At 61.3% G+C, this 13389-nt stretch carries 15 protein-coding genes and 1 tRNA gene; 10 read left to right on the top strand and 6 right to left on the bottom strand.

Annotation, left to right across the window (positions count from 1 at the left end; translation table 11 throughout):
• Positions 1-6 precede the first annotated feature (6 nt).
• Complete coding sequence (locus EP165_RS18145; protein ID WP_127524266.1) at positions 7-366, top strand: RidA family protein; 360 nt, start codon at positions 7-9, stop codon at positions 364-366.
• Between the two features lie 62 nt (positions 367-428).
• Positions 429-505, top strand: a tRNA-Arg gene (locus tag EP165_RS18140).
• A gap of 76 nt (positions 506-581) precedes the next feature.
• Here EP165_RS18140 and EP165_RS18135 read toward each other — a convergent pair.
• From EP165_RS18135 to EP165_RS18115, 5 genes are read right to left on the bottom strand one after another with little or no spacing between them, the layout of a single operon-like run.
• Complete coding sequence (locus EP165_RS18135) at positions 582-1319, bottom strand: ABC transporter permease (protein WP_127524265.1); 738 nt, start codon at positions 1317-1319, stop codon at positions 582-584.
• 4 nt (positions 1320-1323) lie between these two features.
• Positions 1324-2319 (bottom strand): ABC transporter substrate-binding protein, encoded by a 996-nt coding sequence (locus tag EP165_RS18130; protein WP_127524264.1) that lies wholly within the window; start codon positions 2317-2319, stop codon positions 1324-1326.
• A 16-nt stretch (positions 2320-2335) separates the two neighbouring features.
• On the bottom strand, positions 2336-3127 hold the full coding sequence (locus EP165_RS18125) for a nucleoside phosphorylase (RefSeq protein WP_127524263.1): 792 nt from the start codon (positions 3125-3127) through the stop codon (positions 2336-2338).
• Positions 3117-3884 carry an ABC transporter permease gene (locus EP165_RS18120; protein ID WP_245440217.1) on the bottom strand — a complete coding sequence of 256 codons (768 nt, stop codon included), beginning with the start codon at positions 3882-3884 and terminating at the stop codon, positions 3117-3119. Before EP165_RS18120 ends, EP165_RS18125 begins: the two co-directional genes overlap by 11 nt.
• Positions 3881-4627 carry an ABC transporter ATP-binding protein gene (locus tag EP165_RS18115; RefSeq protein ID WP_127524262.1) on the bottom strand — a complete coding sequence of 249 codons (747 nt, stop codon included), beginning with the start codon at positions 4625-4627 and terminating at the stop codon, positions 3881-3883. The genes EP165_RS18120 and EP165_RS18115 overlap by 4 nt, the downstream gene beginning before the upstream one ends.
• A gap of 376 nt (positions 4628-5003) precedes the next feature.
• On the opposite strand from EP165_RS18115, the gene EP165_RS18110 reads away from it, so the two are divergent.
• Positions 5004-5909 carry a helix-turn-helix domain-containing protein gene (locus tag EP165_RS18110; RefSeq protein ID WP_127524261.1) on the top strand — a complete coding sequence of 302 codons (906 nt, stop codon included), beginning with the start codon at positions 5004-5006 and terminating at the stop codon, positions 5907-5909.
• Positions 5910-5934: 25 nt separating this feature from the next.
• Here EP165_RS18110 and EP165_RS18105 read toward each other — a convergent pair whose 3' ends face one another.
• Entirely contained in the window at positions 5935-6792 is an 858-nt protein-coding gene (locus EP165_RS18105) for a helix-turn-helix domain-containing protein (protein WP_245440216.1), read from the bottom strand.
• A gap of 257 nt (positions 6793-7049) precedes the next feature.
• Between EP165_RS18105 and EP165_RS18100 the strand changes: the two genes are divergently transcribed.
• From EP165_RS18100 to EP165_RS18070, 7 genes are all read left to right on the top strand, one after another.
• Positions 7050-8060: a TRAP transporter substrate-binding protein gene (locus EP165_RS18100; RefSeq protein ID WP_127524259.1), complete on the top strand. Its 1011-nt coding sequence runs from the start codon at positions 7050-7052 to the stop codon at positions 8058-8060.
• 86 nt (positions 8061-8146) lie between these two features.
• Positions 8147-8650 carry a TRAP transporter small permease gene (locus EP165_RS18095; protein ID WP_245440215.1) on the top strand — a complete coding sequence of 168 codons (504 nt, stop codon included), beginning with the start codon at positions 8147-8149 and terminating at the stop codon, positions 8648-8650.
• Entirely contained in the window at positions 8647-9933 is a 1287-nt protein-coding gene (locus EP165_RS18090) for a TRAP transporter large permease (protein WP_127524258.1), read from the top strand. Before EP165_RS18095 ends, EP165_RS18090 begins: the two co-directional genes overlap by 4 nt.
• Positions 9933-10781 (top strand): dihydroorotate dehydrogenase electron transfer subunit, encoded by an 849-nt coding sequence (locus EP165_RS18085; RefSeq protein WP_127524257.1) that lies wholly within the window; start codon positions 9933-9935, stop codon positions 10779-10781. The genes EP165_RS18090 and EP165_RS18085 overlap by 1 nt, the downstream gene beginning before the upstream one ends.
• The gene (locus EP165_RS18080) at positions 10775-11719 is read left to right on the top strand and encodes a dihydroorotate dehydrogenase (protein ID WP_127524256.1); all 945 of its coding nucleotides are present in this window, start codon (positions 10775-10777) and stop codon (positions 11717-11719) included. Before EP165_RS18085 ends, EP165_RS18080 begins: the two co-directional genes overlap by 7 nt.
• Positions 11716-12999: a Zn-dependent hydrolase gene (locus EP165_RS18075; RefSeq protein ID WP_127524255.1), complete on the top strand. Its 1284-nt coding sequence runs from the start codon at positions 11716-11718 to the stop codon at positions 12997-12999. The genes EP165_RS18080 and EP165_RS18075 overlap by 4 nt, the downstream gene beginning before the upstream one ends.
• Positions 12996-13389, top strand: a 394-nt coding sequence (locus tag EP165_RS18070) for a dihydroorotase (protein ID WP_127524254.1), incomplete at its 3' end; no start/stop codon positions are given. The genes EP165_RS18075 and EP165_RS18070, both read left to right, overlap by 4 nt.

Raw genomic sequence — 13389 nt, 5'->3', positions numbered from 1 at the left:
CAGCACATGCCGGCGATCACCCGCATCGGACCGTCCCGGCTGTCGCCGACGCGCAGCCGGGCAGTCGTTCACAATGGCATCGTCACCACGGTGGCGGTGTCGGTTGAAAAGCCGGCCTCGCTCTACGAGCAGGCCCGCAGCGCGCTTTCCGTGATCGACAGCCACCTCGCCGAGGCCGGAACCGACAAGTCGCGCATCCTGACGGTCATGGCCTACATCACCGACATCGGCGCAAAGCCGGAATTCAACCGCGCCTGGGACGAATGGGTCGACCGCGCCAATCTGCCGCTCAGAGCCTGCATCGGCGCTGAGCTGGAAGGCGACGATCTGGTCGAACTGATCGTCACCGCCACGGTCGGCGACTGAACATTTGGTAGTGATACAGGCGCTTGGCGAAGCGGGCACGAGCGGCTATGTGTGCCGGTAGCGGTCCCGTAGCTCAGTAGGATAGAGCATCAGATTCCTAATCTGAGGGTCACAGGTTCGAATCCTGTCGGGATCGCCATTTTTCAGGCCCGCTAGTTACCGCTCAGCACGCGCAGTTGGCGCCTGTGCGCTCACACGGTCTCCGGCGACCAGGTTCACAGATAGCGGTCTTCCATGCGCCGCCGGCCATAATCCAGCAGCGCAAAGAATGCCCAGCCCATAAACGAAAGCAGTATCACCATTCCGATGACGGTGGCTGCATCGGCATTTTCCTGACCGTTTGCCAGCAGGAAGCCGATTCCCTTGTTCGCACCCATGAGCTCACCGATGACCGCGGCGGTCATCGCAAGCGTCGTGGCAACGGTCGCACCCGCAAACAAGGTCGGGATCGCAGCCGGAAGTTCTATATGACGAAAGCGCTGCCATGCGGAGAGCCTCAGCACACCGGCGAGGTCGGCATAGGACTTGTTCATGTAGACAATGCCGGACAGCATCGCGGTCATGACCGGGAAGAAGGTGACGATGGCCACCAGGACGATTTTCGGTGCCGCACCGAGCCCGAGCCACAGAAGCAGCAGCGGAGCGATCGCGATCTTGGGCGTTGTCTGCAAAAGCAGGATCAGCGGCGTGGAAAGGCGAAGCAGAAGCGGCGAGCGCGAGAACAGAATTGCCGAAACGACACCGACGGCGGCGCCCAGAAGAAAGCCTCCCAGGATTTCAGTCAGCGTGACGTAGATGTGCCAGGCGAGCGCGGAACGCTGGAAATGGAAGATCAGGCTCTGCAGAACCGCCCACGGGCCCGGCAACAGATAGGCCGGAATGTCGAACAGCGGGACCGCCGCGCCCCAGAGCGCGACGATCCCGAACAGACCTATCAGGTTTCGTTTCAGCACCAGGCTACTCGATCGAAGAGGGGTCGACCACGAAGTCCGCGGCCTTCGGCGCGGCGTCGATCACCTTGTACTCGGCCAGAATGTCCGCATTCATCTGCCAGGCAGTGAAGTCGGCAGCGCCCAGGCCCTTTTCCTTGGTAAGCCCGCTCTGCCAGACAGAAGCCACGAATGTGTTTTCGAACGCGGTCGTGAGGATGTCCATCTGGTCTGCCCAGGTCGGTGTATATTTATCCATCGATATCTGAAGGGCTTCCTTCACATGGCCGTCGATGACCCACTCATAGGATTTGGTCACGGCAGTGGTGAACCGCTTCACGAGGTCGGGGTTTTCAGCCAGTTTGGCTGAGCTCGTGACGACTACATTGCCGAAGGATGGCAGGAAATCGTTCGACAGGATCATGTTGACGTCGAATCCGGCCGCCTCCAGCGCGTACTTTCTCAGCTCGGAGAAAACGATAGCGTCGACGTCGTCGCTCTGAAGCGTCTGGACAATGGCGCCGGATGCGACAACCTCGACCGTAACGTCGTCGATCGAAAGACCCGACTTGGCAAGGCCGACCTGCAGCTGCAGATAGTTCGGGCTTCCCAGCGACGTGACCGCGACTTTCTTGCCCTTCAGATCGGCATATGTCTCGATGCCGCTTTCCTTCTTGGCCAGAAGGGCGCCGATTCCGCGCTGATAAGTAGTGTGGACCACCTTGACGGGAAGGCCGTTTGCGGCGGCAGCCACCACGGCGTCGCCATTCGGAAATCCGAAATCGACATTGCCGGCAGCAATGTTGGTCAGGATGTCGGAGGCGCCTGCATACAGGAACTCGACCTCGATATTCTGATCCGCGAAGAAGCCGTTTTCGACACCTGCGTAAAGCGGTGCGTAGAAGGGCACGACGTTGCCGTCGATCTGGAAGACGACCTTGTCCTGCGCGCCGGCAGCCGATGCGCCTAGAAGGGGAACCACAAGGCCAATTGCAGCAGCGAGTTTCCTTAGCTTGTCATGCATATTCCTATTCCTTCTCTTACGAGGTTTGTGTTTGAGCCCTGATCAGCGCGTCTCCTGCGATGTGCAGAAGGTTGCGTTGCGTGGGTTCGTAGTCGACGAGCCAATCGTCGGTGGCCCGGTTGCCGTGAACGCCGAGAAGGCAGGCCGCCTTCAGGCCGATCCTTTGGCTCACGGAAAGAATGACCTGGCTTTCCATGTCGACGCCGATGGCGCCGCGTGTGCGGAAACTCTCCAGGTAGCTGGTCTCAAGGTCACCTGCGGCGGCGACGGGGCGATCCTGGCCGAGATAGTAGCTGTCGCTGGTCGCTATCTTGCCGGTCCGAACCGCAAGCCCCCTGGTCCGCGCGGTGTCCAGGAGGGCCGCACACAGGTCGGGATCGGAACTGAACTCGACGGCAGCGGTCTTCGAATAGAGCGGCGCGACCCCGGACATGCCGATTGCCTTGTCCGCAACTACAAACGAGCCGGTCGGGATGTCGTCGATCAGCGCGGACATGCCTCCGATGCGGACGACACGCCTGGCGCCCAGCATTGCCAGCTCAACCAGCGCGATCTCGGTGGACGGACCGCCAATGCCGCTGGAACAGATGGTGAGCGGGTGGCCGTTGTAGCGTCCGCTTACGACGGCGAATTCGCGGCGGCGTCCGAAATCGGTCACGCTGTCGAGCATGCCCGCGAGAAGTGCCACGCGGTCGGGATCGCCTGGAACGAGCACGTCCTCGCAGACATCGCCGGGCCCGCATGGCAGATGCGGCGGTCGACCGTCTGTGAACGGATGCAGCGCGGTGGGAACGGCTCTACTGTTCATCGGGCGTATTCCACGACAGGAACCAGGCTTCGATCTCGTTGAGAACAGCGTGCATCGCCATGCCGAACAGCGCGGTAAGCAGTACGGCTCCGAAGAGCATTGGCGTTTTGTAAGTCGCCGTGGCGAAGGTCATCATGTAGCCGAGGCCCTGCGCGCCGGACATCCACTCGGCCAGGATCGCGCCGACAAGCGCCTGGATCGCGCCGATTTTGACGCCGACGAATATGCCCGGAAGCGAGGCCGGCAAATCGATGCTTGCCAGGCGCTGAAGTGGCGAGAGATGAAGCAGGTCAGCCAGGTCGTGCAGCCTGCTGTCGATGGCCCGCAGGCCGGCGAGCGCGCCGGCGAAAACCGGAAAGAAGACGAGGCTGACAATAAGGACGATCTTGGCCGTCAGTCCAAGCCCGAACCAGATGATGATAAGCGGCGCCAGGGCGATTTTCGGGGCCGTCTGCAGGACGACCAGCGGACCCTCGAGGACCTCCCCGAGACCGGGGATTTTGAACAAGAGGTAAGCCAGCGCGACCCCGAATACGGTGCCGATCACAAGGCCGAGCACGATATTCTGAACCGTGAAAGCGACATGCGGCAGCAGTTGCCCGCTCTGCAGAAGGTCCCAGAGCGTCGCGATGACCGACTGCGGCGAGGGCAGCAGATAGTGCGGCATTCCCATTGGGCCGCTCGCATACCACCAGGCTAAAGCCAGAAGCAGAAGCGCGGTGCCGTATTCGAGGCCGGCCCGAACACGGCCGTTCATTCGGTCATCTCCCGCATCATGTTGCGGAGTTCGGCAACCAGGTCCAGATATTCAGCGGACCGTCTTGTATGCTCGTCCCGTGGCAGCTGCAGGTCGACTTCGATGGTCTTTTTCAGGCGGCCCGGGCGGGGGCTCATGACCATGACTTTGGTGCCCAGATATGCCGCCTCCTCGACCGAATGGGTCACGAGAAGAATGGTCTTGCCCGTCTGCTGCCAGATTCGGCTTAGCTCGTCGTTCAATGTTTCCCTTGTCAGGAGATCGACGGCGGAGAACGGCTCATCCATCAGCAGAATGGGCGGATCGTCGGCCAGGGCGCGGGCGATCGCGGCCCGCTGCTTCATCCCGCCCGACAGCTGTTTAGGCAGGGAGTTTTCAAAACCCTCGAGGCCGACCAGCTTGATGAGTTCACGAACCTTCTCGTCGCTCTGACTGCGCGGAGCGCCCGACGTGTCCAGCGGAAAACGGATGTTTTCGGCAACCGTCTTCCAGGGCAGCAGAACGGCATCCTGGAACACGAACCCGACCGGCCTTTTTTGACCGGCGGTGCCAAGGACGATCTTGCCTGATGTCGGCACTTCCAATCCGGCGATGATGCGCAGCAGGGTGGATTTGCCGCAGCCGGACGGGCCGATGATCGACACCAGTTCACCCTCCGCGATGTCGAGGCTGAAAGGCTCCAGCGCGACAACGTTGCCTTCCTTGCCGCCAAAGGTCTTTGCGATTTGCTGGATCGTGATCAATTCGGGCCTTTCGGGCGTCAATCAAAAAGATGTTCTGGGACAGCCGCCTCTGCGGACGTGTCACAAGGCTACGTCCGAGCAATTATCTATGTCAAGAAAAATCCCAATATTGAGATTTATGTTCACGATTGCGCAATATTGCGACTAGCTGTGGGCGCCGCACATGGACCGGCTGGCGCCGGGTCCGTTCAAACGAAAGGCACAATCCCAAAGGGTTTTGACATTGCCGCCGCTCCCGCGGCGCGCTACCGACAGCATCGCAACGATTCCACGAATTGAGATTCGTTTCACTGATAAGAACCACGACGCCCGTTTTCTACAACTTGTGAAATTGCGTCGCTGGCCATATTCCTGAGAAAAAGCACCCGTGAGAACGATGACGTCGCAATACGAAACCGCACTGCATGTCGGCGAGCGCCTCCGCTCATTCCGCCTTGGCAAGGGGCTATTGCCCGAAGACGTGGCATCGGGAACCGGCCTGTCTCGGGCGGCGATCTACAGATATGAGGCGGGCCAGCCAATCCGCGTGGATGCGCTCGGAAAAATCGCCGACTTCCTGGAGATTTCCGTCGCCTCGCTCTTTGGTGTTGGGTCGGAGTTCATTTCGACGGCGGCGGGCTTTTATGAGCGCGTGCGCCAGCTTGAGGGGATGGCGGATCAGATCAGCGTCCTGTTCGGGCCGATTTCATATCTGCTGACCACGGAGGGTTTCGATGCGCTGCTGCCGGACATCCTCATGGAAAGCGTGCCGGAGCTCGCCGTCAATCGCCAGAATCTCGGCAGTCAGATCGATGAGATCATCGAGCTGCTTCTGGCCCGCAAGGCTGGCTATCTCAGCCGCCGCCCCAATATCATCAGTCTCGTCTCCGCTGCCGAGCTCGAACAGGTGCTGCGGCTCGGCTTCGTTGGCAGGCACGGCATTAACGGCGCCGAACTGAAGCGGCGGCGAGCTGCCGCGCTGGCCGAGGTCGAAAATATCCTGCGGCTGCTGACGGATCAGCCAATGGGAGTACAGATCGGCCTTGTCGAAGATTCGCTGCCAGGCGCAAGTTTCCAGATTCTGCGAACGGGCTCCGCTGCGCAGGTTGCGGTAAGCCCATTCCGGCTCGGGCTTTATGCCAACATTCGCGTCGGGGTTGCCACGATCACGGCAGCGCAGGATTCGGTAAAGCTGCACCAGGAAGTCACGGCGCAACTCTGGCAGAACAGCCTGAAGGGAAATGAAGCGGCTGACCGGGTGCGCTCCATACTGGCGAACTCGGCCGACGAAATCAGGGCCTGAAGGCGCGCTCAGCTTCTCGGCGCCCTCACTTCTTGATCGCGTATTTCTCGATCATTGCCTCAAGATAGGACGCCGCTTCGCCGCCTTTCAGCGCTTCTCCCCACAGGCGTTCCGCAATGCCTTCGTGAAGCTCCATCGCTTCGGGAGCCGAGGTGATAAGCGCCACACCCAACCGGATATTGGGCTGCTCGCCAAGCCGGAAGGGGCTGATGGCAAGCACCGATCTGTCGGCCTGACGGAATATCTGGAAGCTGGTCGCCGGCACCGGCTCGCGGACAATGCCGATCTGGATTCCGATTGGCTGGCTGCGCAGCATGGAAAGAATGAACTCGGCTTCCGCCCGCGCGTGCCTGCGGCGAAGATCGATCGTATCGGCAGGCAGGTCGTGGCGACCGATCAGGCCATGCAGCAGAAACCGCTCCAGATCGGCAGAGGCTATGAGGCTGACGATAAGCGGCCGGTTGGAATTGAAGGCCTTCTTTCGCGCCCGAAGTATTTCCAGAAGCCCGTCGACGGCTTTGGTGGACGTGCCTTCCGCCTCGACCCCTTCGGGGACGGACTCGCGCAGAACTTCCCTGAGGACGGTGTCGTAATTATCCGAGGTGAGAAGATACGAGACCGGGCTGAACAGCCCGATGATCTGCTGACACTGCTCTTCGAGCTGCCGCATGCGCTCGAAGAAGGCTATCGCCGTGCTGACATACTCAACACCGACGCCCATGAGGCTCGCCAGCGACACGCCAAGTTCATCGGCAATGCTGGTGAGCATGTCGATCTTGCGAATCTCGCCTTTCTCCGCGCGATAAAGAGCAGCGCGAGAAATGCCGAGCTTGCCTGCCAGTTCATCCGGCGTAAGTTCTTTGCCAAGGCGGTGAGCACGCAATCGGGCGCCAATATCCTTGAAACGAACTGAATCCCCGAACGGCTCATTCATCCAAATCGACCTCAGCTGCATGGATAGCCGTTATCGGACCGCATTTGGCCGATTGTCAAATTCGAATTCCGAAAACATGTCAGAAGCTTATTAAATAGACGAATAGGCCATTCGTCTCATTTTTGAGAAAAATGATTGACAGGCTTTCCGGTCGTCCATACGCTCCAGCATGCAGCAATCCCATAAGCAGACGAGAGGTGGAACCCGTGAAACAATTGCTTCGCAGCCTGGCCCTTTCTTCGGTCATTGTTACAACAAGCGCGGTTGGCGCCTGGGCGGCGGACTTCGTCGCCAAGATCGGCCACCTGGAATCAACGCAGCAGTCGCGCCATATCCATCTTGAGAAGGTGGCGGCGCTGGTCGCGGAACGCACCAACGGCGCGGTCGAATTTCAGATCTTCCCACAGGGCCAGCTGGGCCAGCAGCGTGAAATGACCGAGGGCGTTCAGCTCGGCACGCTGGAGGCAACCGTTGCTCCCGCGGCATTCCTGGGCGGATTCAACCCGGCCATTTCCATTCTCGACATTCCCTTCCTCCTCCCGGACGACGACGCGAAAGCGCAGGAACTGCGGGCCGGAGCATTCGGGCAGGCGCTCTGCGATTCTTTCGACAGCCGCGGTGTCGAATGCCTGATGCTCTGGCCCAATGGCAAAAAGAACTTCACATCCAACAAGCCGCTGACCGGGATGGGTGACTTCGCCGGTCAGACCTTCCGCGTGATGGATTCCAACATCCTGATCGAGCAGTACAAATCTCTCGGCGCATCGGCCATCGCGCTGCCCTTCGGCGAACTTTACACCTCGCTTCAGACTGGCGTTGTCGACGCGCAGGAGAACCCGCTCGACACCATCCGGGCGATGAAGTTCTACGAAGTGCAGAAATACCTTGTTGTCTCCAACCACGGTGCGATGGAGGACGTGATCCTCTTCAACCCGGCTTTCTGGCAAAGCCTGCCCGCCGAATATCAGACAGTGATCACCGACGCCTTTGCCGAAGTTATCCCTGACCTGATCGCTCACAAGGCTGCGGCGGTCGCTGCTTCTCTGGAAGAGATCAAGGCAGCTGGTCTCGACGTGAGTGAGCTCACCGCCGAGGATAAGGCTTCCTTCCGTGAGATCATGTATCCGGCAACCCGCACGGCATATGTCGAGCGCGCAGGCGACGAGGGTGCCGCCCTGATCGATCTTTACGAGAAGGAATACGCCGCGATCAAATAAGGTTGCGCTTTCGCGGCGCGCGGGCAGCTGGCTAGTTTGGCCGCTCGCGCGCCGTATTCATTTGGTCCGGGAAAAGGAGGAGAACCGTGCAGAGATCGCTATCGATATTGCGCCTGGTGGAACGCTCGCTGCTTGTCGCGCTGTTCCTCACCATGGTCGGCCTCTACTTCACCAACGTCGTCGTGCGCGCCTCCGGCTCCAGCCTGGCATCCGATCTGGCCTGGATCGAAGAGGCGGTTCGTCTGATGAACGTCTATCTCGTCTTCCTGGCAATGGGGCTCGCACTTGAATACGGGCGGCATGTCGCGGTCGACACCTGGCGGGCCGGCATTGCCCGCAAGCTCGGCCTGCCGATGGGCAAGATCATCGACGCGCTCGGCTTGGTATTCGCGCTTTATCTGGTCTGGCTTGGTTACAAGATGACCGGCTTTGTATTCGGGACCGGCCAGCGCAGCCCGACTCTCGGCCTGCCGATGGGCTGGCTCTATGTCGCGCCGACGATAGGCTTCACGCTTTTGGCACTGCGCTACCTGCTCAGCCTGACCGGCATGATCGACCGCTACTCCCAGACCGAAGCGAGCGACGCATGATCCTCCTATTCGCAGTCATTGCCACGGCCGTGCTGATGCTGGTGTGCGGCTTCGAGATGTTTCTCGTCCTCGGCGTCCCGGCGATCATGGCGAAGCAGTTCTTTTACGGCTCGCTGCCCGATCCGGTTATCGTCCAGAAGGTGGTCGGTGGCATCAACCACTCGACCCTGCTGGCAATTCCTTTCTTCATTCTCGCAGCCGAGCTGATGGGCGACGGCCAGATTGCCCGCCGCCTCACCGGGCTGGTGCAATCGCTGGTCGGCCACCGCAAGGGCGGCATCGGCTACACGGTCATCGGTGGCTCGATGGCCTTCGGCTCGGTCTCCGGCTCGGCACCTGCCACAGTGGCGGCCATGGGGCGCATGGTCTATCCCGAGATGCGCGCCGCCGGCTTCCGCGAGAAATTTTCGCTCGGCCTCGTCGCATCGAGCGCGGAGACCGCGCTTCTTATTCCGCCGTCGATCACGCTCATCATCTATGGCTGGATGACCGGCGCCTCGGTTGCCCGCCTGTTCGTGGCCGGCATCGCGGCAGGTCTCGTGCTCGGCCTGGTCTTTGCCATTCTGGTCGCTGTGGAGGCCCGCCGCAGCGGCGTCAGCGCCGGCCCCCAGACCAGCTGGTCCGAGCGCTTCGCCGCCATCCGCCACGCCGGCTGGGCGCTGGGCATGCCGCTGATCATCCTGGGCGGCATCTACACCGGCTTCTTCACCCCGACCGAAGCCGCGGCAGCGAGCGTCGTTTACGCGATTTTCGTCGAAAGCGTCGTCTTCCGCTCGCTGACATTCAGAAGGCTGTTCGAGATCACCGAACGCGCCGCGATCTCCACCGCCATCATCTTCATTCTGCTCGCGCTGGGCGGCCTGCTCTCCTACTTCATCACGCTCGCGCAGGTGCCGAACCAGATCCTGGCCTTCCTGGCCGCAGTCGATGCCGGCCCGATCATCTTCCTGCTCGTCGTCAACGTCGCATTCCTGATCGCGGGCATGTTCATCGACCCGAATTCGGCGCTGCTGATCCTGGTGCCGCCACTGTACCCGGTTGCGACGGCGTTCGGCATCGACCCCATCCATTTCGGCATGATCGTTACGCTGAACATTTCGGTCGGCATGATCACCCCGCCCTTCGGGCTCGATCTGTTCGTTGCATCGTCCACGCTCGGCAAGCCGGTGATGACCATCATTTCGGGCATCTGGCCTTTCGTGATCGCCAACCTCGTCGCGCTCGCGGTGATCACCTATGTGCCGCCGATCTCGACCTTCCTGCCGAATCTGGTGTTCGGCTGATGGGCAAGGTGTTGTCTCCACCGCTGGCGGGCACGCGTCTGCCCGCCGCTGACGTGTTCGAGCGTGACCTCGTTGTGGTGTCGAATGACCCTGTCAACGGCGAGTATATGCGGCTTGCGCTCAAGGCTCCGCTGGAGCTGCTCGAGCGTTGCCGCGCCGGCCAGTTCTTCCATCTTCTGTGCCCGGTCATCGGCGGTGAAACGCCATATCTGCGCCGGCCAATGAGCATCTACGGCTTCTTTCCCGAAACGGGCGAGCTGCACTTCCTTTACAAGGTGGCTGGCGCTGGCACGCGCGCGCTTTTCCACCTCGGTCCGGGCGACATGCTCAATGTGCTTGGCCCGCTCGGTCTGGGCTTCCGTATCGAGGACGACTGGCAGCATCTGGTGCTGGTTGCGCGCGGTGTCGGTCTTGCAACGCTGGCGCCGCTGGCGCTTGAGGCGCGCAATCGCGGTCGCCGGCTTACTGCGATCTGCAGCGCCAGACATGCCGATGTGCTGATGTCGATCGACTATTTTCGCGATATGGGCGCCGATGTCGTCACCGTGACGGATGCCGACGGCACCTCCTCCATGGAGCATGTCGAAGGCGTCATCGAAACGCTTGTCGAAAAGCGAGGCGTCGACGCGTTTTACACCTGCGGTTCGAACCGCATGCTTCTGCTGCTTCAGAAGCTCGGCAGGCGGCATGGCATACCGGGCGAAATCGCGCTTGAGCAGCAAATGGCCTGCGGTCTCGGCATGTGCCACTGCTGCGTGCGCCCCTTCATGCAGGATGGAAAGCGCGTGCAGCTGCGCGTCTGCCGCGAAGGCCCCGTCTTCGACATTCAGGAGGCGATGCCATGGTAGACATGTCTGTCGATATTGCCGGCCTGAAGCTCAAGAACCCGGTCATGCCGGCCTCCGGCACTTTCTCCGAGGAGCTGGCTGAGGTCTTCGACATCGAATGCCTGGGCGCTCATGTCACGAAAACGATCACCCGCGACCTGCGCAGCGGCAACCCGACGCCGCGCGTCTGCGAGGTCGATGGTTCGATGCTGAATTCGATCGGTATTCCGAGCAAGGGCGTTCGTTATTTCCTCGAAAAAACGGCGCCGTTCTACAGCGCATACAACACGCCGCTGGTCGTCAGCATATCCGGCAACACCGCCGATGAATTCGAGGCGCTTTGCGCCGAGGTGTCGGTCGACGGCGTGGCCGCGATCGAAGTGAACGTCTCCTGCCCGAATATCGAGGAAGACGGCAAGGCCTTCGCCATCCGGCCGTCCTCGACCTATGAGGTGATGAGCCGGCTTCGCAAGGCGACGCGCCTGCCGCTGTGGGCGAAGCTTACGCCCAATACGGGCGAAACGCCCGAGGTGGCGCGCGCCGCAGAGGAAGGTGGCGCGGACGCTCTCGTCGTTGCCAACACGCTTCTGGCAATGGCCATCGATACCCGTACCCGCCGCCCCAAGCTCGGCAATCTCATGGGCGGACTTTCGGGTCCTTCTTTGAAGCCGATCGCACTTCGCATGGCCTATCAGTGCGCGAAGGCAACGCGAATTCCGATCATCGGCTGCGGGGGCATCTCTACCGCCGATGACGTACTTGAGTTCCTGATCGCAGGGGCGTCCGCCGTCCAGGTCGGCACGGCCACCTTCATCAATCCGACCGCGATGGTCTCGATCATTGCCGAACTGGAAGGGCGGCTCTCGCGCGAGGGCGTCTCATCAGTTCGCGAAATCATCGGCACGGTGATCGACGACGAGCAGAAGTCCGGCGTTGTCTTCATGGAGGCGGCGCCATGACGGCACTCAGGCCAATGCCTCAGGACGCCGGTGCCGAAGATATCCGCATCGCCGGAGCATTGTTCGATGTGATCGCCACGCGCACCGCAGACGTCGAGGGTGTCAGCCGCCCGGCATTTTCGGAGGTTGAAACCAGAACTCTCGCCATGCTGGTCGACTTCGCCCGCGATCAGGGGTTCGACGCCTGGTATGACGCGGGCGGCAACGCAAATTTCTGCCTGCCTGGGCACCGCGATGCCGACCGGTTCACCGTCGTGGGATCTCACGTCGACAGCGTGCCTTTCGGCGGAAACTTCGACGGGTTGGCCGGCATCGTGGCTGGTCTGATCTGCCTCGTTCGCGCGGCGAGTGACGAAACGTCAAGGATCAAGCCGCTGCATGTGCTGGCGATGCGCGGCGAAGAGAGCGCCTGGTTCGGGCCTTGTTACATCGGCTCCAAGGCGCTCACCGGCAAGCTTTCGGCGTCTGAGCTGGCCGCGCGCCACAAGGGCGATGGCCGCTCGCTCGACGAGCATATGGCCGATATCGGCATTCCGATGAACGAAGTGCGCGGCGGCAAACCCCTCATCGACCTGTCAAGGATAGAAGCCTATCTCGAGCTTCACATCGAACAGGGACCGCTGCTGATCGGCAAGAACATTCCGGCCGCGGTCGTGTCGGGCATACGCGGCAATATCCGTCACCGCGCGATACATTGCGTGGGCGAAGCCGGCCACTCGGGTGCCGTGCCTCGCGCGTTCCGTCGCGACCCGGTGCTGGCGATGGCGGACCTTCTGGTGCGGCTTGATGAGAGCTGGTCGACCATCCTGCAGAAGGGCGACGACCTGGTGCTGACCAGCGGCGTAGTCGGTACCGATCCCGAGCGCCACGCCATGTCGCGCATACCGGACGAGATCATGTTCAGTCTCGACATGCGCAGCCAGAGTGCCGCTACCCTGGAGGAAATGCGTACCCTGCTGAGCGAAGAGATGCGGCAGGTCGAGCGGGACCGCAAGGTACGTTTCGAAGTCGACGAGGAGCTTTATTCGCAGCCGGCACTCTGCGACCCGTCGCTTGTGGCCGGGCTTGAAGCGGCTATGGAACGGGCCGGGCAGGCACCCTTTGTCATGCCGAGCGGCGGCGGTCACGATGCGGCTGTTTTTGGCGCCGCCGGCGTTCCCTCCGCGATGGTTTTCGTGCGCAACCAGAATGGCTCGCACAACCCGAAGGAAGCGATGGAGCTTCCCGACTTCATCGCTGCCGTCGACATTCTTTATGAGTTCCTCAAGGTGCCATCATGACGTCCCTGACACTCCGCCGGCCTGACGACTGGCATTTGCATCTGCGGGATGGGTCGATGCTGGAAGCGGTGCTGCCGTACAGTTCGATGAGTTTCGCCCGCGCCATCATCATGCCCAATCTGGTGCCGCCGGTGGTGACGGTGAAGGATGCGGTGGCCTATCGCGAGCGGATTGTGGCCGCCCTGCCAGAGGGCCACGACTTCACGCCGCTGATGACGCTCTATCTCACCGAACAGACGGACCCGGCCGATGTTGCGGCAGGTTTTGCAGATGGTGTGATCACGGCGGTGAAGCTTTATCCCGCAGGTGCGACGACCAACTCGCAGTCGGGTGTGCGCGATATCGAAAAGGCAATGCCTGTCCTTGAGAAGATGGCCGCGATCGGCATGC

The sequence above is a fragment of the Mesorhizobium sp. Z1-4 genome, from assembly GCF_004000235.1.
Taxonomy (GTDB): domain Bacteria; phylum Pseudomonadota; class Alphaproteobacteria; order Rhizobiales; family Rhizobiaceae; genus RCIO01.
This window is presented reverse-complemented; position numbering and strand designations above follow the sequence as displayed.

What these genes read in the sequence shown, in the direction of transcription:
- EP165_RS18120 (WP_245440217.1), bottom strand. Translation starts at nt 3,884, where the DNA reads ATGAACGGCCGTGTTCGGGCCGGCCTCGAATACGGCACCGCGCTTCTG.
- EP165_RS18080 (WP_127524256.1), top strand. Translation starts at nt 10,775, where the DNA reads ATGGTAGACATGTCTGTCGATATTGCCGGCCTGAAGCTCAAGAACCCG.
- EP165_RS18125 (WP_127524263.1), bottom strand. Translation starts at nt 3,127, where the DNA reads ATGAACAGTAGAGCCGTTCCCACCGCGCTGCATCCGTTCACAGACGGT.
- EP165_RS18090 (WP_127524258.1), top strand. Translation starts at nt 8,647, where the DNA reads ATGATCCTCCTATTCGCAGTCATTGCCACGGCCGTGCTGATGCTGGTG.
- EP165_RS18085 (WP_127524257.1), top strand. Translation starts at nt 9,933, where the DNA reads ATGGGCAAGGTGTTGTCTCCACCGCTGGCGGGCACGCGTCTGCCCGCC.
- EP165_RS18145 (WP_127524266.1), top strand. Translation starts at nt 7, where the DNA reads ATGCCGGCGATCACCCGCATCGGACCGTCCCGGCTGTCGCCGACGCGC.
- EP165_RS18130 (WP_127524264.1), bottom strand. Translation starts at nt 2,319, where the DNA reads ATGCATGACAAGCTAAGGAAACTCGCTGCTGCAATTGGCCTTGTGGTT.
- EP165_RS18110 (WP_127524261.1), top strand. Translation starts at nt 5,004, where the DNA reads ATGACGTCGCAATACGAAACCGCACTGCATGTCGGCGAGCGCCTCCGC.
- EP165_RS18075 (WP_127524255.1), top strand. Translation starts at nt 11,716, where the DNA reads ATGACGGCACTCAGGCCAATGCCTCAGGACGCCGGTGCCGAAGATATC.